Here is a 22,799-nt window from a genome sequence, read left to right on the forward strand (position 1 = left end):
CAGAGTCAGCGGCCGCTCTGCATCTCTGCGGAGATGCGGGCGGCCGCGTCTTTGAGCAGGGGCACGGCGCGATCGGCGAACGACTGGTCGACGCGGCTGATCGGACCCGACACGGAGATCGCCAAAGGCGCGGGGGAGTCCGGGATGGCCATGGCGAAGCAGCGCACCCCGAGCTCCTGCTCCTGCTCGTCGATGGCATAGCCGCGCTCACGGATGCGGCTCAGCTCGGCCTCGAGATCCTCGATCGTCCCGATGCTGTATTCCGTGGGGGTGGGCATTCCGGCGGTGGCTGCGATATGCCGGACCTGCTCGGACTCGAGCCCCGCGAGAATGGCCTTGCCGACCCCGGTGGCGTGCATATGGGCACGGCGTCCCACCTCGGTGAACATCCTCATCTGGCGTTCGGAGGCGACCTGATCGACGTAGACGACCATGTCTCCGTCCATCGTTGCCACGTTTGCCGACTCCCCGAGCTCGGCGACGAGTTCGCGCAGATAAGGGCGGGCGACGGCGCCGAGCTGGGAGCCGGCGATATCGCCGAGTCGCACCAGCCCGGGCCCGAGCGCATAGCCGCGGTCGGGAAGCTGTCGGACCACGCCGAGGTTGACCAGGGTGTTGAGCAGACGATGGATCGTCGGCAGGGGCAGATTGACGTCCGCGGCGATATGGCTCAGCGTCGCCGATCCTGCGGAGTTCGCGATGCACTCAAGCAGTCCGAACGCGCGTTCGACGGACTGCACGCCGCCCTTGGACTGGCGGATCGCCGGGGTGTCCTTGCTGCTCATCGATGTTCCTTAATCTGTGGTGAGTCTCGGCAGTGAAACTCCGTTCAGTCTAGTCCCGAAATGGAAGAAACTTTCCGAATCCACTGACACCGTCTAGTATTTCCACTAGGCAGAAGTTATTATCCATAATACGGAAACTCGATATCAAGGAGGATATTGCCCATGGTCGCCACCAGCCCCGGATACTCCATCACTCTGCGCGTCGGCACCCAGGTCGGTCAGGCCTCGACCTCCGACCTCGTCGCCGCGGCCGCCGCCACCGGCGCGTCAGTCACCGCCCTCGACGTCGTCGAGTCCACTCCGCACTCGGTCATCATCGACGTCAGCGCCGATACCCGCGACGTCGCCCATGCCGACGAAGTCTCCGATGCGCTGGGTGCCCTGCCCGGAGTCGACGTCCACAAGGTGTCGGACCGGACCTTCCTGCTCCACCTCGGCGGCAAGCTCGAATCCACCCCGAAGGTGCCCCTGCGCAACCGCGACGACCTCTCCCGTGCCTACACCCCGGGTGTGGCCCGTGTGTGCAAGGCGATCGCTGAGAACAAAGAGGATGCACGTCGGCTGACGATCAAACGCAACACCGTCGCCGTGGTCACCGACGGGACCGCGGTGCTCGGCCTCGGCGATATCGGCCCCGAAGCGGCCATGCCGGTGATGGAGGGCAAGGCCGTGCTGTTCAAGCAGTTCGCCGATGTCGACGCCTGGCCGGTGGCCCTCGACACGAAGGACACCGAGGAGATCATCTCCATCTGCAAGGCCATCGCACCGGCCTACGGCGGAATCAACCTCGAAGACATCGCTGCCCCGCGCTGCTTCGAGATCGAGGCCCGGCTGCGCGAGGAACTCGACATCCCCGTCTTCCACGATGACCAGCACGGCACCGGTGTCGTCACCCTAGCCGCGCTGAAGAACGCGCTCAAGGTCGTCGACAAGAAGATCGAGGACCTGCGCATCGTCGTCTCCGGAGTCGGCGCGGCCGGCAACGCCATCATCCGCCTCCTCCAGGTCGCCGGTGCCGCGAACATCATCGCCTGCGGCCGCGACGGGGCGATCGGCCCGGACTCGACGGTCGACACCGACCACAAGAAGTGGCTGCAGGCGAATACGAACCCCGAGGGCTTCTCCGGCACCCTCAAGGAAGCCGTCGTCGGCGCCGACGCGTTCATCGGCGTCTCCGCCCCGAATGTGCTCGACGGTGACGATATCGAGGCGATGAACAAGGACGCGCTGGTCTTCGCCATGGCCAATCCCGACCCCGAGGTGGACCCCGCCGAGGCGGCGAAACACGCAGCCGTCGTGGCCACCGGCCGCAGCGACTTCCCGAACCAGATCAACAATGTGCTCGCGTTCCCGGGAATCTTCCGCGGACTCCTCGACGCCGAAGCCCGCGACGTGGATGAGAACATCATGGTCGCCGCCGCCGATGCCATCGCCTCGTGCATCCCCGAGGACGAACTCCACCCCGGCTACGTGATCCCCTCCGTGTTCGATCCCGAAGTCGCGAAGAAGGTCGCCGAGGCGGTCGCCCGGGTCTCGTCCTGAAACCCCAGAGAGCCTTGCGTGCCTGGGGACGGAGAATGAGAGACAATGAGGCCAGGTCAGGCGCCGCCGCCTCGCCGTCGAACCCCGTGCAGAGAAAGAGAATGTGAAAGTGGAACGATCAACACTCGCCGATATCGACTCACTGCTGGGAGACACGGACGAGCTTCTGGCGACCGCGTACCCCGGTGATCGCGACGTCCGCCAGCCAGTGCACACCGTGTACGTGCCCGGACACCGCACGAGTGCCGACCTGCCGTACCAGTGGGGGCAGCAGGCGCTCGAATGCGTCGAGGCCCACGGCGGAATGCTGCAGCTGGCCGAACGCGTCATCACCGCAGCCCGGAAGGAATCCGGTCCCGCGATCCCTGGCCAGGTGCCCAGCATCCACCAGGTGGCGCGGGAGGCCGAACTCCTCGCCGAGGCGGTCACCGCGAAGCTCGAACGTGAGCCGATCGAGGACCTGCGTCTGGACTTCGAAGACGGATTCGGCGACCAGGGGGATGAGACCGAGGATCGGTGGGTCGTCCAGGCCGCCCGCGATGCGGTGGCCGGCCGCGCGGAGAAGGCAGCCCCCGGCTTCGTCGGCATCCGGTTCAAATGCATGGAGTCAGCGACCCGGGAACGCGGTCTGCGCACTCTCGACCTGTTCCTCTCCGAACTCATCAAGGCAGGCGGCAGACTGCCGGAGAATCTCGTGCTCACCCTCCCGAAGGTCAGCACCGTCGATCAGGTCCGGGCGATGGTGGTCGCCGCGCGAGCGCTGGAAGCCGAGCACAGCCTCGGTGAAGGGACTATCACCTTCGAGATCCAGGTCGAGACCCCGCAGCTCGTCCTCGCCGCCGATGGCACCGTGCCGCTGGCGACGGCGCTGCAGGCCGGGGCCGGGCGCGTGACCTCGCTGCACTATGGAACCTATGACTATTCGGCGTCGATGGGAGTGGCCGCGGCCTACCAGGCGATGGACCATCCGGTCGCGGACTTCGCGAAGAACCAGATGATGCTCGCCGTCGCGGGCACTGGAGTCCACCTCTCCGACGGGTCGACGAACATTCTCCCGCTCGGCGAGCCGGCGGAGGTCCACCACGCGTGGGCTCTGCACGCCGGCCTCGTCCGCCGCCATCTCAAACGAGGGATCTACCAGGGCTGGGATCTGCACCCGCACCAGCTGCCGACCAGGTTCCTGGCGACCTTCGCCTTCTACCGCGAAGGCGGGCCACGGGCGGCGCAGCGCCTGCACGACTACGTGTTCAAGGCGGATTCGACGGTCCTCGACGAACCCGCGACCGCGAAGGCGCTCGCCCGCTACCTCGACAGGGGACTCGTCTGCGGAGCCCACACCAAGGAGTTCGTGACCTCGCGGACGAATCTCAGCCTCACCCAGCTCGGGCAGCTCGCCCGCACCGGCTCGCTCGACTGAGCCCACCGACCACCGACCGAAGGAGACCCTGCCCATGACGACGACCGACCCGTACACCTACTGGGCCCCGACCGGCGGCCACCCGCCGCAGTCCGATCTGCTCACCGACCGTGCACTCGTCACCGAGGCCTATACGGTCATCCCGCGCGGAGTGATGCGCGATATCGTCACTTCGAATCTGCCCGAGTGGACCGGGACCCGGTCGTGGGTGCTGAGCAAGCCCGTGGCCGGGGGAGCGGTGACGTTCTCGCAGACGATCCTCGAAGTCGCGCCCGGCGGCGGCTCGCAGGCGCCGGAACCGCAGCCCGAGGTCGAAGGGTTCCTCTTCGTCATGGCCGGAACGCTCGAGGTCACCCATGAGGGCACCGCGCACACGCTGACTCCGGGTGGGTTCGCGTTCCTGCCCGCCGGATCGACGTGGTCGGCGACGTCCACCGGCACCGAGGCGGCCCGCTTCCACTGGGTGCGCAAACGCTACCAGCCCGTGGCGGGACTGACCCCTGAGGCGAAGTTCGGCAACGAAGCCGATGTCGAACCGTCGCCGATGCCCGGAACCGACGGACGCTGGCGCACGACCCGCCCGCTCGACCCGGACGACCTCGCCTACGACATGCACGTCAACATCGTCACCTTCGAAGCCGGAGCGGTCATCCCGTTCGCGGAGACGCATGAGATGGAGCACGGCCTCTACGTGCTCGAGGGCAAGGCTGTCTACCGTCTCAACGGCGACTGGGTCGAGGTGCAGGAGGGCGACTTCATCTCCATGCGCGCCTTCTGCCCGCAGGCCTGCTATGCCGGAGGGCCCGGACGCTTCCGCTACCTGCTGTACAAGGACGTCAACCGCCAGGTCGAGCTCTGAGCTTCTCGACGCTCCGAACTCCTGAGGGAACGTAAGAAGCGGCTGGCCGGAAAGGATTCCGGCCAGCCGCTTCTCCTGTATGTCAGTCGGCTGAGTGCGTCAGTCCACTCAGATGAGCTGCAGGGTCCGCGAGGTGTACTCGGAGACCTCCTTGAGCAGCGTCTCGTCATCGACGAGGTCGCGGCCGAGCGACGGGATCATGTCCTTGAAGCTCTTCTCCCAGCCCGCGAACTCGCGCGGGAAGCAGGTCTTGAGCAGTTCGATCATGATCGGCACCGCGGTCGAGGCACCCGGTGAAGCACCGAGCAGGGTCGCCAGCGAACCGTCGGCGGACGAGATGAGTTCGGTGCCGAACTGGAGGACGCCGCCCTTCTTCGGATCCTTCTTCATCACCTGCACGCGCTGACCGGCCTGGATGAGTTCCCAGTCGGCGGGGTCGACGGAGGGGATGAAGGTCTGCAGGGCCTCGAAGCGTGCCTTCTTCGTTGCGGCGAGCTCACCGAGGAGGTACGTGACAAGATCCGTGTTGTCCTTGGCGACATTGAGCATCGTGCCGATGTTGTTTCCGCGCACGGACAGCGGCAGATCGGTGAAGCGGCCCTTCTTGAGGAACTTCGGCGAGAAGCCGGCGTAGGGGCCGAACATCAGATAGTCTTGGCCGTCGACGACACGGGTGTCGAGGTGCGGCACCGACATCGGGGGAGCATCCTGAGCGGCCTGGCCGTACACCTTCGCCTGGTGGCGGGCGACGAGATCCTGGTTCGCGGTGCGCAGGAAGTAGCCGGAGACCGGGAAGCCGCCGTAGCCGCGTCCCTCCGGGATGCCGGACTTCTGCAGCAGCGGCAGTGCACCGCCGCCGGCGCCGACGAAGACGAACTTCGCGCCCACCTGGTGGGTCTCGTGCGAGAGCAGATCCTTCACGGTGAGAGTCCAGCCGTCCGAGGAACGGTCGAGGTCGGTGACCTGGTGGCTGGTGCGCACGGTCGCGCCCTTGGCGGCGACGTAGCTGAGCAGCTGAGACGACAGAGAGCCGAAGTCGACGTCGGTGCCCTGCTTGATGCGCGAGATGCCGTTGACCTGACCGGGACCACGGCCGGAGAACATCAGCGGCAGCCATTCGGCCTGAGTGTCCGCGTCCTCGGTGTATTCCATGTCCGCGAACAGCGGATTGCGCACCATCGTCTCGTAGCGGTTCTTGATGTAGTCACGTCCCTTGTCGCCGCGTCCGTAGCTGACGTGGGCGATGGGATTGATGAAGGTCGTCGGATCGGTGATGACACCGGTGTCGACGAGGTGCGACCAGTACTGGCGCGAGTGGTGGAACTGCTGGTTGATGTTCGAGGCCTTCTCCAGGTCGATCTGACCGTTGGAGTCCTCGGGGGTGTAGTTGAGTTCGCAGAGTGCGGCGTGGCCGGTCCCGGCGTTGTTCCAGGGGTCGGAGCTCTCCGTTGCCACATAGTCGAGCTTCTCGTAGACACGGATGTCCCAATCGGGCTGAAGTTCGGTCAGCATGGCGCCCAGAGTGGCGCTCATGATGCCGCCGCCGATCAAGACGACGTCGACTTTTTCCTGCGGTGAGGGCATTTGGACTCTCATTCCTCGTCTCTGACTACATGTATTCGTCTCTCAGGGTACTCTCCGGCATCGGCCCACCTGTAACCCGGGAGGAGGGAACGAAGCGTCGCGAGAGCATTCTCACAGCGGATGGACGTCCGCCCTGCTCGCCTTTATCCGACCATTCGGACGCTTTGGCAAGACAGTCTGTGTTGCCCGCCACAAGATGTGCAACTATGGGCACATGTCCAAACGTTTCCAGCTCCGTGACGCACTCGCCGAATTCCCTCCCTACGTTCCCGGCAAGCCTCCCGTCGCATCCCCCGGCCTGACCCCGTACAAACTGTCGTCGAACGAGAACCACCTGCCGCCGCTGCCGGGTGTCGTCGAATCGGTGGCATCCGCCTCGGCGATTCCGGGGAACTACCCCGATCCCACCGCAGCCGCGCTCGTGGCCGATATCGCCTCCCACCTCGATGTCGAACCCGCCGAGGTGGTCCCCGGCGCCGGGGCCTCCGAGGTCCTCACGGCGCTGACGAACATCACCCTCGAAGCGGGCACGTCCGTGGTCTATCCGTGGCCGTCGTTCGAGATGTACCCGATCCTCGCCTCGGCGCGGGACGCGGAGAAGCGCCCCGTCGACCTCCTGGAAGACGGTCGGCACGACTTCGCCGGGCTGGCCGCGGCGATCGATGACACGACCCGCCTCGTGCTGCTGTGCTCGCCGAACAATCCGACCGGTCCGACGATCACCGATGCCGAACTCGAGGGATTCCTCGCCGAGGTGCCCGAGTCCGTCATCGTCGTCCTCGACGAGGCGTACCTCGAATTCGCCACCGAGGCGGCCGACTCCCTCGCCGCTCGCGCCAAGCACCCGAATCTCGTGCTCGCCCGCACCTTCTCGAAGGCGCACGGCCTGGCAGGTCTGCGCGTGGGCTACGGCATCGCCGACGCCGAGATCGCCTCGGCGATGCGCCAGGTCATCGCCCCGTTCTCCGTCACCGCCGGTGCCCAGGCCGCCGCCCGGGAATCCCTGGCACGCGTCGACGAGGTGGCCGTGCGCGCCAAGGAAGTCGCCGCGGTGCGCGACCGGTTCGCTCACGATCTGCGGGAGCTGGGTCTGTCCGTGCCCGATGCTCAGGGCAACTATGTGTGGATCGCGCTCGACCCCGAGGCGGCCGTCGCCTTCGAAGGCGAGTGCGCGAAGCAGGCCGTGGCCGTGCGTCGTCTGCAGGGCGGTGTGCGTGTGAGCATCGGACCCGATGAGGCTCTCGAGCGCGTGCTCAAGGTCGCCGCGTCGCTGTGACGATGAGTGCGGAGACGACGGTGGGCACGGACCTGGACGGACTTGCGGCCGAGCTGAGCGCAGGCGCCCTGGTCACCGATCGGGATGTCATCGACTCCTATTCGGCGGACAAGGCCCTGTTCTGTCCGGTGGGGACCGCCTCGGCGCTCGTGCGAGCTGCCGACGTCGATGATGTGGTCGCGGTGATGCGCTTCGCCACCGCGCATCGGATCCCGGTGGTCACTCAGGGTGCCAGGACGGGTTTGTCGGGGGCGGCGAACGCCACCGACGGGGCGCTCCTGCTCAACGTCGCGAAGCTGAACGCGATCGTCGACATCGACGGGGTGAACCAGACCTGCCGTGTCCAGCCCGGTGTCATCAACCAAGACCTCAAGACCGCGCTGGCGGAACATGGTCTGTCGTATCCGCCGGATCCGGGGTCGGTGGCGATCTCCACGATCGGCGGGAACGTCGCGACGAACGCCGGCGGCATGTGCTGTGTGAAATACGGGGTGACGCGAGACTACGTGCGCGGTCTGACCGTGGTCCTCGCCGACGGGACAGTGACCCGGTTGGGTCGGCAGACGGCGAAGGGTGTGGCCGGTCTCGATCTGGCGGGGCTGTTCGTCGGGTCCGAGGGGACTCTGGGTGTCATCGTCGAGATCACCCTCGGGCTCAGACCTCTGTTGACTCCGCCGGTGACCGGTGTCGGGATCTTCCCGGACTTGGAATCGGCCGGGCATACGGTCTCTGAGTTCATGGCCTCCGGGGCGGCCCCGTCGATGCTCGAGCTCATGGACGGAGGCACCGTGGGCATGATCAATGCCTATGGTGATTTCGGGCTGCCCGACGGGGCCGGTGCGCTGTTGTTGGTGCAGTCGGATGCTCCGGGGCAGGCCGGTGTGACCGAGCTGGAATCATTCGAGGCGATCGCCAGAGCGCAGGGTGCCGATGAGGTGTTCTTCTCCGATGATCCGGCGGATTCGGAGATGCTGGTCGCGGCTCGTCGGGCTGTGTCTCCGGCGATGGAGAAGTACGTGTCGGGGCTCGGTGGGGGAGAGCTCATCGATGATGTGTGCGTTCCTCGGTCCCGCCTCGGCGAGTTCTTCGCCAGGTTGGACGAGATCGCGGCCCGGCATTCGGTGGAGGTGTCCACGGCCGGGCATGCCGGGGATGGGAATATGCATCCGAGTGTGCTCTTCGATGCCCAGGATGAGGCGAGTGTGGCCGAGGCGAAGGAGACGTTCGCTGAGATCATGCAGCTGGGTCTCGATTTGGGTGGGACGATCACGGGTGAGCACGGGGTCGGGTATCTGAAGAAGGACTGGCTGGTGCGCGAACTCGATGCGGGTGCGCGGGCGCTGCAGACTGCGATCAAGGCGGCGGTGGATCCGTTGGGGATCCTCAACCCGGGCAAGATGCTCGGCTGATTCTCCTCTTCATGTCTCGGATTGTGACGGTTCGCGACCGACTGTGACCGGTCGCGGCCGGCCCCGTCAGGGCGCGGCCTAAGGTGCTGGGAAAAGAGAGGATTCCCCATGACGCTCACCCAGCTGCCCGTTCTCGACCTCAGCCTCGCCGATGACCCCGCGACTGCCGAACAGTTCCGCGAGGACCTGCGTCGCGTCACCCACGAGATCGGCTTCTTCTACCTCACCGGCCACGGCATCCCCGACGCCGAATTCAGCCGCATCATCGATGTCGCCCAGAGCTTCTTCGCATTGCCGGAGGACGAGAAGCTTGCGATCGAGAATACGAATTCCCCGCATTTCCGCGGCTACACCCGCACCGGGGGCGAACGCACCCAGGGCCGCGTCGACTGGCGCGAGCAGATCGACATCGGCCCCGAACGCGCACCCGTGGCCGAACCGGTCAACGACTTCGACCAGCTCACCGGACCCAACCAGTACCCGGAATCGCTGCCCGAGCTGCGGGAGGCCACGGAATCCTGGCATGCGCAGCTGAGTGAGGTCGGCACCCGCCTCCTCGAACAGTGGGCTCTCAGCCTCGGCCAGCCCGGCGAGCATTTCGCCTCCGCCTTCGCCGAGGATGCCGAATCCTTCATCAAGATCGTCCGCTATCCCGAAGCCGAGTCCGAGTCCGTGACCCAGGGTGTGGGCGAGCACCGCGACGGCGGCACCCTCACCCTGCTCTACCCGCAGCCGGGCACGACCGGTCTGCAGGTGCTCACCGACGACGGTTGGATCGATGCGGATCCGATCGAGAACACCTTCGTCGTCAACATCGGCAAACTCCTCGAAGTCGCCACGAACGGCTACCTCAAGGCCACCGTCCACCGGGTCCTGCCGACCGGTCCCGGCCAGGACCGGATCTCCATCCCGTTCTTCTTCAACCCGGCACTGAGCGCCCGCCTGCCCGAGGTCGCACTGCCCGACGAACTCGCCGCCGAGGCCCGCGGGGTCACCGACGACGAACGCGACGCCCTCCACGCCGTCTATGGGGAGAACGCGTTCGCCTCCCGGCTGCGCTCCCACCCGAACGTCGCCGAGAAGTTCTACCCGGAGCTCGTGGAGGCCCAGGGCTGAGGGATCGCGTCAGCGGCGAAACTGTTCTGCGAGCACCGCGATGTCGTCGGGGCGGACCCGGCAGCAGCCGCCGATGATCCGTGCGCCGAGGCGGGTCCACTCCGCCGCCGGCCACGACCCGACGCCGGGTTCCGCCCCGTCGTGCCAGGTCAGAGTGTCCGCGTCGTAGGTCGCACCAGAGTTCGGGTAGGCGATGAGCGGCAGGTCTGTGTGCTTTGACAATTCTCTCAGCGCCGGAGTCACGAGGGACGGGCGGACGCAGTTGACCCCGATCGCATTCACGCTCGCCGAGGCGGCCACCGCCTCGGCGAGGTCCGCCAGGGTGCTGCCGTCGGGAAGAGTCGGGGCGGTCGTGTCCGTGGTGCCCTGTAGAGTCACGGTCACCCAAGCCGGAAGGCCGATGTCCTCGGTCAGAGCGATGAGTGCGCCGATCTCCTCGAGGCGCGGTTGGGTTTCGATGGCGAGCAGGTCCGCACCCGCCTCGGCGAGGGCTTCGATGCGCGGACGATGGAAGGCGGTGTAATCCTCAGGACTCCGGTGATAGCTTCCCGTGTACTCGGCGCCGTCGCCGAGCGCCGCCCCATACGGTCCGACGGACCCGGCGATGAGGATACTTGTGCCTGGTGCGGCGCTGCGATCTGCCGCAGTGCGCGCGATGCGCACGCTGTCGCCGATGATCCGGCTGCCCTCCTCGGCGCTGATTCCCGCCGCGGCGAACCCGAGCGGCGTCGCCTGGTAGCTCGCGGTCGTGAGTATCCGGGCTCCGGCGTTCGCGAAGGCGGTGTGCACGGCGCGCAGGGTGTCGGGTTCACGGCGGATGAGCTCGGCCGACCACAGTGCGTGGTCGAGGTCGATGCCGCGGTCCTCGGCGGCACTGCCCAGCCCGCCGTCGATGACGATGGGGGCGGCCGCCTCGGTGAGGGTGAGCATCTGGGTGAACGTCATGGACTTAGTTAAGCTTGTCTGGTGACTACAGACGAAACTCCGGCAGCATCCGAGACCGCCCCCATCAACGACCGATCGCAGTTCGGCTTCGAGGTGGGCACCCGCATGGACACGGGCGGACGCACCGGAGTCATCCGCACCCCGCACGGCGACATCCAGACCCCCGCGTTCATACCCGTCGGCACGAAGGCCACGGTCAAGGCCGTGCGCCCCGACGAGGTCGCCGAACTCGGCGGTCAGGCGGTGCTCTCGAACGCCTACCACCTCTACCTGCAGCCGGGATCGGACCTCATCGACGAGGCCGGCGGGCTGGGGAAATTCATGAACTGGCCCGGACCCACCTTCACCGACTCCGGCGGATTCCAGGTGATGAGTCTCGGCTCGGGGTTCAAGAAGGTCATCTCGATGGAATCGACCGGGGAGCAGAACGACGAGCTCGTCGCCGTCGGCAAGGAACGGCTGTCGAACGTCGACGATGACGGGGTCACGTTCAAGTCCCACCTCGACGGATCGATGCACCGGTTCACGCCGGAGATCTCGATGCGGGTGCAGCACGAACTCGGCGCCGACATCATGTTCGCCTTCGATGAGCTGACCACGCTGGTGAACACCCGCGGCTACCAGGAGGAATCGCTCGAGCGGACCCGGCTGTGGGCGATCCGCTGCATCGAAGAGCATTTCCGCCTCACCGAGGAGCGGTCGCATCGGCCCTACCAGGCACTGTTCGGGGTGCTGCAGGGTGCGCAGTACGAAGATCTGCGGCGCAAGGCCGCCCGCGACCTGGGCGCGATGGACTTCGACGGCTTCGGCATCGGCGGGGCACTGGAGAAGGAGAACCTCGGCATCATCATCCGCTGGGTGTGCGAGGAGCTGCCGGAGAACAAGCCGCGGCACCTGCTCGGCATCTCCGAACCCGACGACCTGTTCGAAGCGATCAAGACCGGCGCGGACACCTTCGACTGCGTCTCGCCCTCCCGCGTGGCCCGCAACGCCGCGATCTACACCCGCGACGGCCGGTACAACCTCACCGGCGCGAAGTACCGCCGCGATTTCGGCCCGCTCGATCCCGACTGCACGTGCTATACGTGCCAGAACTACTCGCGTGCGTACCTGCGGCACCTGTACAAGGCGAAGGAGATGCTCTTCTCCACCCTGTGCACCATCCACAACGAGCACTTCGTCGTCTCGCTCGTCGCCGAGATCCGCCAGGCGATGATCGACGGCCGCTTCGACGAGCTCGAAACCGAGGTCCTCGGCCGCTACTACGCGAAGAAGTAGCCGCGCTTCCGGCGGTCGCTGCGGTCGCCAGCCGGCCCCACACGCTTCCGGCCGCAGGTGAGTCATCGACTTCTGATCAGCACATCGAGTTCTATCTCGATGACCTGATCAGAAGTCGATGTCGGCCGGGGACAAAACTCGATGACACTCGCCGACAACCGCTTTCCGTTCGGGGCCAGCCGTTGTGCGTCCGGTGCATCAGTTCGCGAACGCGCGCCGGTCGGCTAAGGCGTCATTGAAATCTACGCTTCAGCCGCGTCGAGTTCGTAGCTGGGTTCGTGGCGTTTGACGAGCTTGATGACCCGGTAGGTCACGGGCAGGAAGATGATCTCGACGGCGACCTTGTAGACGAAGCCGACGATGATGTAGTTGAGGAAGTCGAGCCCCGGGATGACACCGGCGAAGGCGATGATGCAGAACAGCAGCGTGTCGACGAACTCGCCGACACCGGTCGACGTGAGCAGCCGCACCCACAGCTTCGACTCGCCCATGCGCTTCTTCACCGCCACGAGCACCCACGAGTTGAGCAGCTGGCCGACGAAGTAGCCGACGAGGGAAGCCGCGACGATGCGCGGGTAGAAGCCGAGCACGGCGGCGAACGCGTCCTGGTTCTCGTACCCGGGCCCCGGAGGCGAGATGAGCACGAGCCAGAAGACGAAGGTGGCCAGGATCTGCAGGGCGAATCCGGTGATCACGGCTTTGCGAGCGGCTTTGAAGCCGTACACCTCGCTGATCACATCACCGAGGATGTAGGCGATCGGGAAGAGGAACGCGCCGCCGTCGGTGACGATCGGACCGAAGCCGATGACCTTCGTGGCCGAGATGTTCGAGATGATGAGCACCGCGCAGAACACGGCGAGGAAGACCGCATAATAGCGGCCCCGGGAGGAAGCGAAAGCTGCGAATCGTGCAGCCGAGGTGGTGGAGTGCGCCGGATCGGTGTTGCGATCCGGCTGCCCAGACTCGGACTCGGAACGCCCAGACTCAGGACTCTTCTGCGACAACGGTGATTTCCTTTCCTCCGGTGACCGTGAGCAGCTGCTCGTACGTCAGAGGCACCATCGAATTCGGTGTCCCCGCGCCGGCCCAGAGAACAGGATAGTCCTTCAGCGACACATCGACATAGGTCGGAATCGGCCCCGGATGACCGCAGGGAGCGACCCCGCCGATGACCTGCCCCGTGGCCTCGCGGACGAGTTCCTTCGACGCCCGGTCGAGGGAGTCGACGCCGATGAGTTCGGCGACATGTGCGGTGTCGACCCGGTGGGCGCCCGAGGCCATGATGAGCACGGGTTCGCCGTCGGAGGAGAAGATGAGGCTGTTCGCGATCGCTCCGACCTCGATGCCCAGCGCTTCGGCCGCTGCGGCCGCCGTCGGCGTCGAGCCGTCGAAGATCTCGATGCGCGGATCGATGCCCGCAGCCGCGAGATCGGCGGCGACCGCCTCGTGGTTGGGGTGATCCCACATCGCCGAGGCGGCTCCGGACTCGGTCTCGGTCGTTTCCTCCCCGTCGACCTCGGTCACGGGTTCCGCGAGGCCGCGACGGCGCAGCAGCGGGGCGACATCCGGGCGGGTGCCGAAGAAGCGTTCGATCGCCGCCATCGGGTCGACCGAATAGCCGGGGGCGAGGATCGCCTCGCGGAAGGCATCTCCGGCTTCTCGGTTGAGTCCGCCCTGGGACTCGAACCATTCGCTCACCCAGGCGGCGATGACCTCGGAGTAGAGGTAGGAGTAGTAGCCGGCAGCATAGCCGGAGGCGAATATGTGCCCGAAGTACGTCGACCGGTAACGCGGCGGAACGAGCGGCGAGAAGCCGGCCGCGGCGAGGACCTCCGATTCGAAGGACAGGACTTCGGTGATGTGCTCACCGGCCTCGAGCGAATGCCAGGACAGGTCGAGCATGGCAGCGGCGAGGTATTCGATCGTGTCGAAGCCCTGCCCGAACTTCTCTGAGGCGATGAGCGCGTCGACGAGTTCGGCCGGCATCGGCTCGCCCGTGTCGACGTGCTTGGCGAAGTGGGGGAGGACCTGCGGGTGGAAGCGCCACATCTCATTGAGCTGGGACGGGAATTCGACGTAGTCGCGGGGGACGGCGGTACCGGCCGTCGATGGGTAGGTGGAGTTCGCGAAGAGCCCGTGGAGGACGTGGCCGAATTCGTGGAAGAACGTCGTCAGCTCGGTCGGATTGAGCAGCGTGGGCCGGCCCGGACCGGGCTTGGCGAGGTTGAGCGAGAGGGTGACGACCGGCAGCAGCCCGGTCAGCCGGGAGGCCGGAACCAGCTGGTCCATCCAGGCCCCGCCGCGCTTCGTATCCCTCGAGTACGGGTCGATGAGGACGAGCCCCAGGTGACGTTCGTTGACGTCGGTGACCTCATAGACGCGGACGTCCTCATGCCAGGCGGTGACACCCTCGTACGGGGCGAACGTGATTCCGTACAGTCCGGTGGCGGCCCGGAAGACGCCTTCGGTGAGGACTGTGTCGAATTCGAAGTACTTGGCCACCTCGTCAGGGTCGATGCCGAATTCGTCGGCGCGGAATTTCGCAAGGTAGTACTTGACGTCTTCGGACGCGACCGTCTCGAGGCCGTAGCGCTCCTTGACCTGCGCAAGTTCCTCATCGAGTTGGGCATTCGCGGGATTGATGAGGGAGGAGACGATATCGGCGGCGGCATCGGGGTTGCCGGCTGTCTGAGTGTCGATGGCGAAGGACGAATAGGAGGGGTATCCGAGCAGATGCGCCTTCAGCGCACGCAGCGCCGTGGTGTCGGCGACCTGGGTGCGGGTGTCGCCGTCGCCTCCGCGAGATCCGCGCGCCATCGAATTGTTCAGCACGTGCCGGCGCGTCTGTGCTGTGCTCAGGGATTCGAGCACACCCTGCTGGGTGAAGTTGTTCAGCGGCAGCAGGTAGCCGTCGACGCCGCGCTCGGCGGCACGATTCGCCGCTGCCGCAATCTGATCGTCGTTCATCCCGACCAGGGAATCGGCCTCACTGAGGTGGACGGCCAACTCGCGCGTATCGAGCTGCAGCGCGCGGGAGAAGGAGTTCTCCAAAGTGGTCAGTTCGGCCGCGATCGTGGCCATCTGCTCGCGTTCGTCCTCGCCGAGGCGGGCGCCCGCACGCACGAACTGATCGATAGTCAGTTCCTGCTGACGCTTGTCCTCGGGGTTGAGGTCGGAGACCGAAACCTGCTCGATGCGGTGGAAGAGGTCGACGTTCAGCAGGATCTCGGTCTCGGTGGCCGACAGGAGTTCCCAGGTCTCGGAGATGGCGTCGGTGAGTTCGGGACGCAGATGATTCGACTCGATGGCTGCCGCCACGGAGGCGATGCGGGTCATCGGCACGGACGCGGATTCGAATCTCACGGTGGTGGAGAAGAACGTGGACTCGGCGTCGTCGGCGATGATGGCGGCCACCTCGGCGCGGGCGAAATCGGTCGCCGTGTGAACCGCGGTCAGCAGCGTCTCCGGGGTGACTGCGGCGAAGTCGGGCAGCGAATAGTCGGTCTGCGGGTCGAGGAACGCTTCCCAGACATCGATGCTGTTCGGATCTGCGCTCATTTTCTCGACGATTCACTTTCTGAAGCGGGTGGGGGTTCGCTCCGATCCTAACGTGAGTCGACCGGCCAGTGCATGATCGCTGGTTACACTGGGTTCCATGGGCACTGGGCAGGGCAAGTCCCTCACACTCAACAGCGCGTTCCGGCTCGGTTTCACCGGCGCCCTGGGCGTCGGGCTGGCGATCGTGGTGATGACGGCGCTGCAGTCCTTGGCGACCGTGATCATCTATATCGGTCTGGCACTGTTCCTCGCTCTCGGGCTCGAGCCGGTCGTGCAGTGGCTCGTCGACCGCAAGGTTCCGCGGTCGCTGTCGGTGCTCATCGTCGTCGTGGCATTCATCCTCATCGTCGTAGGCGTCGCACTGCTCATCGCGCCGGCCGTGATCAGTCAGATCCAGACGTTCGTCGCGGATCTGCCCGGGATCGTGGCGAACCTTGCCACGACCGGGTGGGTGACGGAGCTCGAAGAGCAATTCACCGGCGCGATCGACATCGATGCGGTGTTCGCCAACATCTCGGAGTGGGCCTCGGATCCGAAGAATGTGCTCTCCCTCGGCGGCGGCGTCGTGTCGATCGGGGCGGGAATCCTCAGCTTCCTCACCGGGGTGATCATCGTCGTCATCCTCACCATCTACTTCGCCGTGTCCATGCCGACGATCAAATCCGCGATGTTCTCCCTGGTCGCGGCCTCATCGCGGCCGACGGTCGAGTCCGTCACCGAGGAGGTCACCCGATCCATCGGACGTTACGTACTCGGTCAGGTGTCGCTGGGTGTCATCAACGGCGTATGCTCGGCGATCTTCCTCACCATCATCGGCGCCCCGCTGCCGGCGCTGTTGGCGTTCGTGGCGTTCCTCGCCTCGCTCATTCCCCTGGTCGGTCCGATCACCGGCGCGATCATCATCACCGCGTCCTGCCTGATGGTCTCGCCCGGGCTGGGCATTACCGCTGGCATCTACTACCTCGTGTACATGCAGGTCGAGGCGTATCTGCTCAGCCCGCGGATCATGAATAAGGCCGTCGACGTGCCCGGCGCACTCGTCATCATCGCCGCGATCGCCGGCGGAACCCTCGGCGGGGTGCTCGGTGCAGTGGTCGCGGTGCCAGTGGCCGCCTCGGCGCTCATCATCATCCGCAAGGTCGTCGTCCCGGCGCAGGCGAAGAAGTAGGAGCGGCGAGTCGACTGTCAGTCGTGGTCGTCGTGGTGGTCGGAACCGATCCGGGTGACGAGGGCGTGGATGATGAGCTTGACGATGAAATATGTGCCGAAATAGCCGACTGCTGCGACGACGAGCGTGACGAGCAGGTTGGACTCCCCGGTGCCGACCACCGACAGCGTGGCGAACACCGTGACGGTGATCGCCGCGAGATACGGGATCAGTCGGAGGACGGGGGACTCGGGCTCGCTCATGGGGCTGAGTCTAGCAACGGGGTACCGGAGCATCGATGCGGAGTCTAGGGTGGAGCCCATGACTGAAGCCGACTGGAGAGCTCAGCGCGACGATGCCGTGCCTAAGGATGTGCGGGCCCGAGGGGCGCGGCTACTCGAAGTGAAGTCCCTCGGTCCGTCGAAGGACGATCCGAACTATGCGCGGACCCGTCACTTCTGCGAGAAGATGGGCTTCCTGCCTCTCGAGGAGACCGCCCTGTGGGGATCGGACACGCCCTGCCTGATCATGGTGAAGCCGGTGGGGTGAGACTGCGGACGACTGTCCGCGCTCGCTGGAATTCCTGCACCATCGTCTGCTGATGAACTCGGCCGCCCTGCCAGCGGATGCCCGGAACCGGCGGGGTCGGTCCATGCACGCGGAAGCCCGAGCGTTCGAAGAAGCGCACCGCACCATGGTTCTCGACGATGGTCTGGAGGTGACAGCCGGGAACACCATGCTCCCGTAGCCGATCGATCCACGCCGCCATCAGCGCTGCCCCGGCACCCGTACCGCGTGCCTCTGTCGCGACGTTGATGTGCAGATGCGCCGGCCACCGAGGATCGAGGAGCTCGCCGGACGCGGGCCGTTTGCGCAGACGGTCGCGGATCGCGTCCGCCGCGCTGCGGGCGAAGAAAGCAACTGAGGATGGCCGACGCATGATCAATCGAGCCGAGATGGCGTCGCTGAAGAGCTTGTCCTCGCGGGGAAACTCTGCGGTGTCGAGACATCCGGCCAGATATCCGACCGGTCCCGACTGCGTCCATGCGAGCAGAACCGACTGAGGATCGTGGCGGAGATAAGGAGTCAGGTAGATCAAGGCTTCGGACTCCGGATCTCCCCACAGCGTGCCCGTGGGCGAGCCCTCTCCTGCGCGTGCGAAGAGCGCCTCGAGTGCGTCGCGATCTTCCGGAGCGCAGGGCCTGATGTCCACGCCGACAGTCTCTCAGATTCCGGGCGAATGTCACCTGCGAACTCCCTCAACGGCTATTGTCCGCGCCTGGGTTCCGACCTAAGGTGAGAGGACACGGACACATCCGCTCCGCGCCTCCGACCGCCATCGGACGAGGCACGTGTCGCGGGGTGGATGGACTCACACGAAGGAGTGTCATGGCAGTCTACTCAGCACCCGGTACCGACGGCGCGCTCGTCACGTTCAAGCCCCGTTATGAGAACTACATCGGAGGAGAGTGGGTGCCGCCGAAGGACGGCAACTACTTCGAGAACATCACCCCCGTCACCGGGCAGGCCTTCACCGAGATCCCCAGCTCCACCGCAGATGATGTCGAGACCGCACTCGATGCAGCATGGGCAGCGGCCCCGGGCTGGGGCAAGACCTCGGTCGCCGAACGGTCGAACATTCTGCTCAAGATCGCCGATCGCATCGAATCCAACCTCGAGATGCTCGCCGTCGCCGAAACCTGGGACAACGGAAAGGGAATTCGCGAACCCCTGGCAGCAGACCTCCCGCTGGCCGTCGACCACTTCCGCTACTTCGCCTCAGCCATCCGGGCGCAGGAAGGCGGCATCTCACAGATCGACGACGACACCGTCGCCTACCACTTCCACGAGCCCCTCGGTGTGGTCGGACAGATCATTCCCTGGAACTTCCCCCTGCTCATGGCCACATGGAAGCTCGCACCGGCGCTCGCCGCCGGCAACTGCGTCGTCCTCAAACCTGCCGAGCAGACTCCGGCATCGATCCTCGTCCTCGCCGAACTCATCGGCGACCTGCTGCCTCCCGGCGTCCTCAACATCATCAACGGATTCGGCGTCGAAGCCGGCAAACCGCTGGCGTCGAACAAACGCATCCGCAAGATCGCCTTCACCGGAGAGACGACGACCGGTCGCCTGATCATGCAGTACGCCTCGCAGAACATCATCCCGGTCACCCTCGAGCTCGGCGGCAAGTCACCGAACATCTTCTTCGACGACGTCATGGCCGCCGACGACAGCTTCAGAGACAAGGCGCTCGAAGGCTTCGCGATGTTCGCTCTCAACCAGGGCGAGGTCTGCACCTGCCCGTCGCGTGCACTCGTCCAGGACTCGATCTTCGACGACTTCGTCGCCGCTGGCGTCGAACGCGTCCGCTCCATCAAGCAGGGCAACCCGCTCGACACCGACACCCAGGTCGGCGCACAGGCCTCGAACGACCAGTTCGAGAAGATCATGTCCTATCTGAAGATCGGCAAGGATGAAGGCGCCGAGGTGCTCATCGGCGGCGACAAAGCCGAACTCGACGGTGACCTCGCCGGCGGCTTCTACATCCAGCCGACGATCTTCAAGGGCACGAACAAGATGCGCATCTTCCAGGAGGAGATCTTCGGACCCGTCGTGGCCCTGACCTCGTTCTCCGACTACGCCGACGCGATCGCCTCAGCCAATGACACGCTCTACGGCCTCGGCGCCGGAGTCTGGGCCCGCACCGGCAACACCGCCTACCGAGCCGGACGCGACATCCAGGCCGGGCGCGTCTGGGTGAACAACTACCACGCCTACCCGGCCCACGCCGCGTTCGGCGGATACAAGTCCTCGGGCATCGGACGAGAGAACCACAAGATGATGCTCGACCACTACCAGCAGACGAAGAACCTGCTGGTCAGCTACTCCGAAAATGCACAAGGATTCTTCTGATGAGTGAAACAGCCGAAACAGCCGCTCTCGAATCGACACCGACGATCGAGGGCGAAGAGAAATCGCGAGTGGCGATGACTCAGGCCGCCATCGACCTGCTCGCCGACCTCGTCGACAAACACGGACAGCTCATGTTCCACCAGTCCGGTGGCTGCTGTGACGGCTCGTCGCCCATGTGCTTCCCCGAAGGCGACTTCCTCACCTCGGAAGCCGATGTGCTGCTCGGCCACTTCGACCTGCCCATCGACGATGCCGAGAAGGCCGGACTGGACTTCTGGATGTCGACGGAGCAGTTCGAGTACTGGAAGCACACGCATCTGACGATCGATGTGGTGCCGGGACGGGGGAGCGGCTTCAGCGTCGAATCACCGACGGGAAACCGCTTCATCATCCGCTCGACGCTCATGGTCGTCGGCTGAGACGAGTCGCGGCCGAGTAGCTGGCGCAGCTGATTCTCGATTGTGTGGTCGATCCACGGCGTTCCCGCGAGGAAATCGACGCGGATCGACCACACAATCGACGCCGTAGGACGCATGCAGCCACCGCGCCTGCGAGAAGAGGTCACTTCCCGGCGTTCAGCACCTCGGGTTCGCCGAGGGAGAGCATCAGTCGGTTCGCCCAGTTGAAGAAGGCGGCACAGCTGAGGGCATCGATGATGTCGCCGTTATCCAGACCCGCCGCACGCAGCTGCTCGACGTGTGCGACGCCGAAGGACTGCGGGGTCAGGGTCAGCGCCACCGAGGCATCGACGACGGCATCCCACACCCGATCACCGAGGTGGCTCTTCAGGCCGATTCCCTCGTCGAGGAGGCGCTGGACGACGTCACGACGCCCGGATTCCTCGGTGGCCCGATCGGCGTGGACCGACGCACAGAACAGGCACCCGTTGAGCCGCGAGGCCGCTGTCGCGGCGAGTTCGCGTTCGGCCCGGCCGAGCCCGTCGGTGGTGTTGAAGAAGATGTCGAAGTCGGTCAGGGTCCGTGCCTTGAGTGCGGCAGGATCCCTCGCCAGCAGCCGGAAGTACGGGTTCTTCGCCCGTCCGGCCTCGATGAGGGCATCCCGTTGGTCATCGCTGAGGTCCGCCTCGGCGACGGGAGCGATCCACGGCACCCACCCGAGCCCACCTTGCTGGAACAGCTTCGGGCGGTGGAGATTCGGATACGTCTTCACCCTGTCGCCGACGGCCTGCAGAGCTTCGTCCACTCTCGCCGAGGCGGGGCCGTCGTCGGCATCGTCCGTCTCGTTCGCGGATTCGCCTTCCGACCGGTCCACCTGGTGCGGTTGAGGATCCGCGGTCGCTGAGGCCGCATCGGTGAGCGCGGCGAGTCCGGTGCTGATGCGGATCTGGAAGTTGAGGAACGACACGAGCTGAGCGAGAGTGACGATGCCGTCCTCGTCCCATCCCGCCTCGAGCAGAAGCGCGAGGTGGCCCGGGCGGCTGTCGCGCGGATGGAGGACGAGAAGATGAGCGAATTCGAGTCCTGCCGTCAGCTTCTCACCGAGTCTCTCCGCCGTCGCCTCGGCGGCAGTCAGCCACGGCCCGGGAACGTTCTCTTCGGCCAACGCCGCGGATTCGAAGATTCCGTAGGGACCAGCTGTGCCGGCAGGCGAGGTCGCCTCGTCGAGGAGTTCGGCGACCGCCCAGGACACGGACTCGTCTTCGTCACGCAGGAGATCACGGTAGAACTCCTCGGCCCGAGTCGAACCGAGCAGACCCGCGGTGAACGCGGCGACCGCATAACGGTCGCGGAAGCTCACGCTCTTCGGATCAGCGGGTTCGAGCAGAGCCTCGAAACTCAGCTGCGCGTTCTCCTTCGCCTGCGCCCGGTGGCCGCGCAGCTCATCGAGAGGATCGTTCGCCGCGATTCCGGCGAGGAGGTTGATGATATCTGCCATCTCAGTGCACCTTCTCCTTGGTCACGGAGAACCCGAGGGCGGGTGCCACCTCGGTGGCCAGCAGTTCGATGGACCGCAGAGCGGTCTCGTTCGTCGCCGGAACCGAGTGCACCTGGAAGCTGACGTCGGTGGCACGATCGAGGACGCGGTCATGCTGCAGACGTTCGCTCACCTGCTCGGGCGTGCCGAGGTAGGTGTCGGTGGCGACGAGGAGCTCATCGAGGCTCAGTCCGGAGGTGTCATAGCCGACGAGGCGGTCGGCCTCGGCCCGCAGCGCCGGTTCGGTGATCTCGCGCAGCCGGGGCAGATCCTCGGCGTCGGCGACCACGGCGGTACGAGAGGCGAGGATACGCGGTTCGGCCCCCTCGGGCAGCTGGGAGAGATAGGTATCGATGACCGGCAGCTGCACCTCGTCGAGGCGTGCTGCCGGATTGTCCTTGGGACGCGGCTGAGTCCGCGAGAGCATGAGACCGTCACCGGCAGCGCCTGCCGCACCGGCTCCGCCGGCGGAGAACGTCGCCTGCCACAGTCGTCGCTCGAGGCTCGGACGCTGCCCATCGGGAGCGGGGTAGAGACCATGGTCGGTGGGCAGCCGGTCGCCTGAGAACAGTGTGCGCAGGGTCGCGAGATTGTCGGCGAAGACCTCACGACGCTCATCGAAGCTCGTGCCGAAGGCGGGGAACGACTTCGGGTTCCCGCCCGAGCCCAGACCGATCTTGAGGCGACCGCCGGAGAGCTCGTCGAGGACGGCGGCGTCTTCGGCCACGCGCACGGCATTCTCCATCGGCAGGGTGATGATCGCGGTGCCCAGAGAGATTCGGGTGCTACGGGCGGCGGCGTGGGAGAGGAAGACGAGCGGGGACGGCAGCCCGCCCTCGGCCGCGGAGAAGTGATGCTGGGCGACCCAGGCCGAATGGAAGCCGAAGTCCTCGGCCGCCTCGATCTGTTCGAGGGCGAAGCGATAGCGGTCTGCGGCGGGGGCGTCTTCGAGCAGGCGGGTGAAGAATCCGAGCTTCGGTCCGCCTACCTGAGTGTCGGTCGCCTGAGTGTCGGTGGGTTGCGGGGTCATGGTTC

At 65.8% G+C, this 22,799-nt stretch carries 20 protein-coding genes; 11 read left to right on the plus strand and 9 right to left on the minus strand.

Going from position 1 to position 22,799, the window contains the following annotated elements:
* Positions 1 to 5 precede the first annotated feature (5 nt).
* Entirely contained in the window at positions 6 to 785 is a 780-nt protein-coding gene (locus ACOZ9V_RS04515; protein ID WP_172174124.1) for an IclR family transcriptional regulator, read from the minus strand.
* 162 nt (positions 786 to 947) lie between these two features.
* Between ACOZ9V_RS04515 and ACOZ9V_RS04520 the strand changes: the two genes are divergently transcribed.
* The 3 genes from ACOZ9V_RS04520 to ACOZ9V_RS04530 all read left to right on the plus strand — a co-directional run bounded on the left by ACOZ9V_RS04520 (position 948) and on the right by ACOZ9V_RS04530 (position 4,603).
* Positions 948 to 2,327 carry an NAD-dependent malic enzyme gene (locus ACOZ9V_RS04520; protein WP_434594028.1) on the plus strand — a complete coding sequence of 460 codons (1,380 nt, stop codon included), beginning with the start codon at positions 948 to 950 and terminating at the stop codon, positions 2,325 to 2,327.
* A 109-nt stretch (positions 2,328 to 2,436) separates the two neighbouring features.
* Positions 2,437 to 3,744: a DUF6986 family protein gene (locus ACOZ9V_RS04525; RefSeq protein WP_434594031.1), complete on the plus strand. Its 1,308-nt coding sequence runs from the start codon at positions 2,437 to 2,439 to the stop codon at positions 3,742 to 3,744.
* 34 nt (positions 3,745 to 3,778) lie between these two features.
* Positions 3,779 to 4,603 (plus strand): bifunctional allantoicase/(S)-ureidoglycine aminohydrolase, encoded by an 825-nt coding sequence (locus ACOZ9V_RS04530; protein ID WP_139469323.1) that lies wholly within the window; start codon positions 3,779 to 3,781, stop codon positions 4,601 to 4,603.
* 108 nt (positions 4,604 to 4,711) lie between these two features.
* Here ACOZ9V_RS04530 and ACOZ9V_RS04535 read toward each other — a convergent pair whose 3' ends face one another.
* Positions 4,712 to 6,187 (minus strand): malate:quinone oxidoreductase, encoded by a 1,476-nt coding sequence (locus ACOZ9V_RS04535; RefSeq protein WP_139469324.1) that lies wholly within the window; start codon positions 6,185 to 6,187, stop codon positions 4,712 to 4,714.
* A gap of 214 nt (positions 6,188 to 6,401) precedes the next feature.
* On the opposite strand from ACOZ9V_RS04535, the gene ACOZ9V_RS04540 reads away from it, so the two are divergent.
* The 3 genes from ACOZ9V_RS04540 (at position 6,402) to ACOZ9V_RS04550 (ending at position 9,988) form a co-directional block, all read left to right on the plus strand.
* Positions 6,402 to 7,463 carry a pyridoxal phosphate-dependent aminotransferase gene (locus tag ACOZ9V_RS04540; protein WP_434594034.1) on the plus strand — a complete coding sequence of 354 codons (1,062 nt, stop codon included), beginning with the start codon at positions 6,402 to 6,404 and terminating at the stop codon, positions 7,461 to 7,463.
* Positions 7,464 to 7,465: 2 nt separating this feature from the next.
* On the plus strand, positions 7,466 to 8,872 hold the full coding sequence (locus tag ACOZ9V_RS04545; RefSeq protein WP_434595351.1) for an FAD-binding oxidoreductase: 1,407 nt from the start codon (positions 7,466 to 7,468) through the stop codon (positions 8,870 to 8,872).
* 108 nt (positions 8,873 to 8,980) lie between these two features.
* Positions 8,981 to 9,988: an isopenicillin N synthase family dioxygenase gene (locus ACOZ9V_RS04550; protein WP_434594036.1), complete on the plus strand. Its 1,008-nt coding sequence runs from the start codon at positions 8,981 to 8,983 to the stop codon at positions 9,986 to 9,988.
* 9 nt (positions 9,989 to 9,997) lie between these two features.
* On the opposite strand, the gene mmuM is transcribed toward ACOZ9V_RS04550, so the two are convergent.
* The gene (mmuM, locus tag ACOZ9V_RS04555) at positions 9,998 to 10,933 is read right to left on the minus strand and encodes a homocysteine S-methyltransferase (RefSeq protein WP_434594038.1); all 936 of its coding nucleotides are present in this window, start codon (positions 10,931 to 10,933) and stop codon (positions 9,998 to 10,000) included.
* A 21-nt stretch (positions 10,934 to 10,954) separates the two neighbouring features.
* Here mmuM and tgt point away from each other — a divergent pair, with 21 nt between their 5' ends.
* On the plus strand, positions 10,955 to 12,211 hold the full coding sequence (tgt, locus tag ACOZ9V_RS04560) for a tRNA guanosine(34) transglycosylase Tgt (RefSeq protein ID WP_434594041.1): 1,257 nt from the start codon (positions 10,955 to 10,957) through the stop codon (positions 12,209 to 12,211).
* Between the two features lie 242 nt (positions 12,212 to 12,453).
* Here the strand turns inward: tgt and ACOZ9V_RS04565 are convergent, their stop codons facing one another.
* Positions 12,454 to 13,215 (minus strand): queuosine precursor transporter, encoded by a 762-nt coding sequence (locus tag ACOZ9V_RS04565; RefSeq protein WP_229664012.1) that lies wholly within the window; start codon positions 13,213 to 13,215, stop codon positions 12,454 to 12,456.
* Positions 13,196 to 15,769, minus strand: a complete 2,574-nt coding sequence (locus ACOZ9V_RS04570) for a M3 family metallopeptidase (RefSeq protein ID WP_434594044.1) — start codon at positions 15,767 to 15,769, stop codon at positions 13,196 to 13,198. The genes ACOZ9V_RS04565 and ACOZ9V_RS04570 overlap by 20 nt, the downstream gene beginning before the upstream one ends.
* 97 nt (positions 15,770 to 15,866) lie before the next feature.
* Between ACOZ9V_RS04570 and ACOZ9V_RS04575 the strand changes: the two genes are divergently transcribed.
* Positions 15,867 to 16,937, plus strand: coding sequence for an AI-2E family transporter (locus tag ACOZ9V_RS04575; RefSeq protein ID WP_181270985.1), 1,071 nt, complete (start codon positions 15,867 to 15,869; stop codon positions 16,935 to 16,937).
* A 17-nt stretch (positions 16,938 to 16,954) separates the two neighbouring features.
* Here ACOZ9V_RS04575 and ACOZ9V_RS04580 read toward each other — a convergent pair whose 3' ends face one another.
* Positions 16,955 to 17,179, minus strand: coding sequence for a hypothetical protein (locus ACOZ9V_RS04580; RefSeq protein WP_139469332.1), 225 nt, complete (start codon positions 17,177 to 17,179; stop codon positions 16,955 to 16,957).
* A gap of 58 nt (positions 17,180 to 17,237) precedes the next feature.
* Between ACOZ9V_RS04580 and ACOZ9V_RS04585 the strand changes: the two genes are divergently transcribed.
* Entirely contained in the window at positions 17,238 to 17,465 is a 228-nt protein-coding gene (locus ACOZ9V_RS04585) for a hypothetical protein (protein WP_181270984.1), read from the plus strand.
* Here ACOZ9V_RS04585 and ACOZ9V_RS04590 read toward each other — a convergent pair.
* Complete coding sequence (locus ACOZ9V_RS04590) at positions 17,443 to 18,129, minus strand: GNAT family N-acetyltransferase (protein ID WP_434594049.1); 687 nt, start codon at positions 18,127 to 18,129, stop codon at positions 17,443 to 17,445. The genes ACOZ9V_RS04585 and ACOZ9V_RS04590 overlap by 23 nt on opposite strands.
* A 176-nt stretch (positions 18,130 to 18,305) precedes the next feature.
* On the opposite strand from ACOZ9V_RS04590, the gene adh reads away from it, so the two are divergent.
* Positions 18,306 to 19,829 carry an aldehyde dehydrogenase gene (gene adh, locus ACOZ9V_RS04595; protein ID WP_181270982.1) on the plus strand — a complete coding sequence of 508 codons (1,524 nt, stop codon included), beginning with the start codon at positions 18,306 to 18,308 and terminating at the stop codon, positions 19,827 to 19,829.
* Entirely contained in the window at positions 19,829 to 20,248 is a 420-nt protein-coding gene (locus ACOZ9V_RS04600; protein ID WP_181270981.1) for a DUF779 domain-containing protein, read from the plus strand. Before adh ends, ACOZ9V_RS04600 begins: the two co-directional genes overlap by 1 nt.
* Positions 20,249 to 20,390: 142 nt before the next feature.
* Here ACOZ9V_RS04600 and ACOZ9V_RS04605 read toward each other — a convergent pair whose 3' ends face one another.
* Positions 20,391 to 21,725 (minus strand): alkylhydroperoxidase domain protein, encoded by a 1,335-nt coding sequence (locus ACOZ9V_RS04605; RefSeq protein WP_181270980.1) that lies wholly within the window; start codon positions 21,723 to 21,725, stop codon positions 20,391 to 20,393.
* A 1-nt stretch (position 21,726) separates the two neighbouring features.
* Complete coding sequence (locus tag ACOZ9V_RS04610) at positions 21,727 to 22,794, minus strand: putative FMN-dependent luciferase-like monooxygenase (RefSeq protein WP_181270979.1); 1,068 nt, start codon at positions 22,792 to 22,794, stop codon at positions 21,727 to 21,729.
* Positions 22,795 to 22,799 lie beyond the last annotated feature (5 nt).

Origin of the sequence: Brevibacterium sp. 1718 (assembly GCF_051131255.1) — a bacterium.
In the GTDB taxonomy this organism is placed as follows: Bacteria; Actinomycetota; Actinomycetes; order Actinomycetales; family Brevibacteriaceae; genus Brevibacterium; species Brevibacterium sediminis.

Bases quoted from the DNA above. Each gene is read 5' to 3' on its own strand.
- ACOZ9V_RS04585 (WP_181270984.1), top strand. From the start codon at position 17,238: ATGACTGAAGCCGACTGGAGAGCTCAGCGCGACGATGCCGTGCCTAAG.
- ACOZ9V_RS04535 (WP_139469324.1), bottom strand. From the start codon at position 6,187: ATGCCCTCACCGCAGGAAAAAGTCGACGTCGTCTTGATCGGCGGCGGC.
- ACOZ9V_RS04540 (WP_434594034.1), top strand. From the start codon at position 6,402: ATGTCCAAACGTTTCCAGCTCCGTGACGCACTCGCCGAATTCCCTCCC.
- adh (WP_181270982.1), top strand. From the start codon at position 18,306: ATGGCAGTCTACTCAGCACCCGGTACCGACGGCGCGCTCGTCACGTTC.
- ACOZ9V_RS04515 (WP_172174124.1), bottom strand. From the start codon at position 785: ATGAGCAGCAAGGACACCCCGGCGATCCGCCAGTCCAAGGGCGGCGTG.
- ACOZ9V_RS04580 (WP_139469332.1), bottom strand. From the start codon at position 17,179: ATGAGCGAGCCCGAGTCCCCCGTCCTCCGACTGATCCCGTATCTCGCG.
- ACOZ9V_RS04520 (WP_434594028.1), top strand. From the start codon at position 948: ATGGTCGCCACCAGCCCCGGATACTCCATCACTCTGCGCGTCGGCACC.
- ACOZ9V_RS04545 (WP_434595351.1), top strand. From the start codon at position 7,466: ATGAGTGCGGAGACGACGGTGGGCACGGACCTGGACGGACTTGCGGCC.
- ACOZ9V_RS04600 (WP_181270981.1), top strand. From the start codon at position 19,829: ATGAGTGAAACAGCCGAAACAGCCGCTCTCGAATCGACACCGACGATC.
- ACOZ9V_RS04575 (WP_181270985.1), top strand. From the start codon at position 15,867: ATGGGCACTGGGCAGGGCAAGTCCCTCACACTCAACAGCGCGTTCCGG.
- ACOZ9V_RS04550 (WP_434594036.1), top strand. From the start codon at position 8,981: ATGACGCTCACCCAGCTGCCCGTTCTCGACCTCAGCCTCGCCGATGAC.
- ACOZ9V_RS04610 (WP_181270979.1), bottom strand. From the start codon at position 22,794: ATGACCCCGCAACCCACCGACACTCAGGCGACCGACACTCAGGTAGGC.
- ACOZ9V_RS04530 (WP_139469323.1), top strand. From the start codon at position 3,779: ATGACGACGACCGACCCGTACACCTACTGGGCCCCGACCGGCGGCCAC.
- mmuM (WP_434594038.1), bottom strand. From the start codon at position 10,933: ATGACGTTCACCCAGATGCTCACCCTCACCGAGGCGGCCGCCCCCATC.
- ACOZ9V_RS04605 (WP_181270980.1), bottom strand. From the start codon at position 21,725: ATGGCAGATATCATCAACCTCCTCGCCGGAATCGCGGCGAACGATCCT.
- ACOZ9V_RS04570 (WP_434594044.1), bottom strand. From the start codon at position 15,769: ATGAGCGCAGATCCGAACAGCATCGATGTCTGGGAAGCGTTCCTCGAC.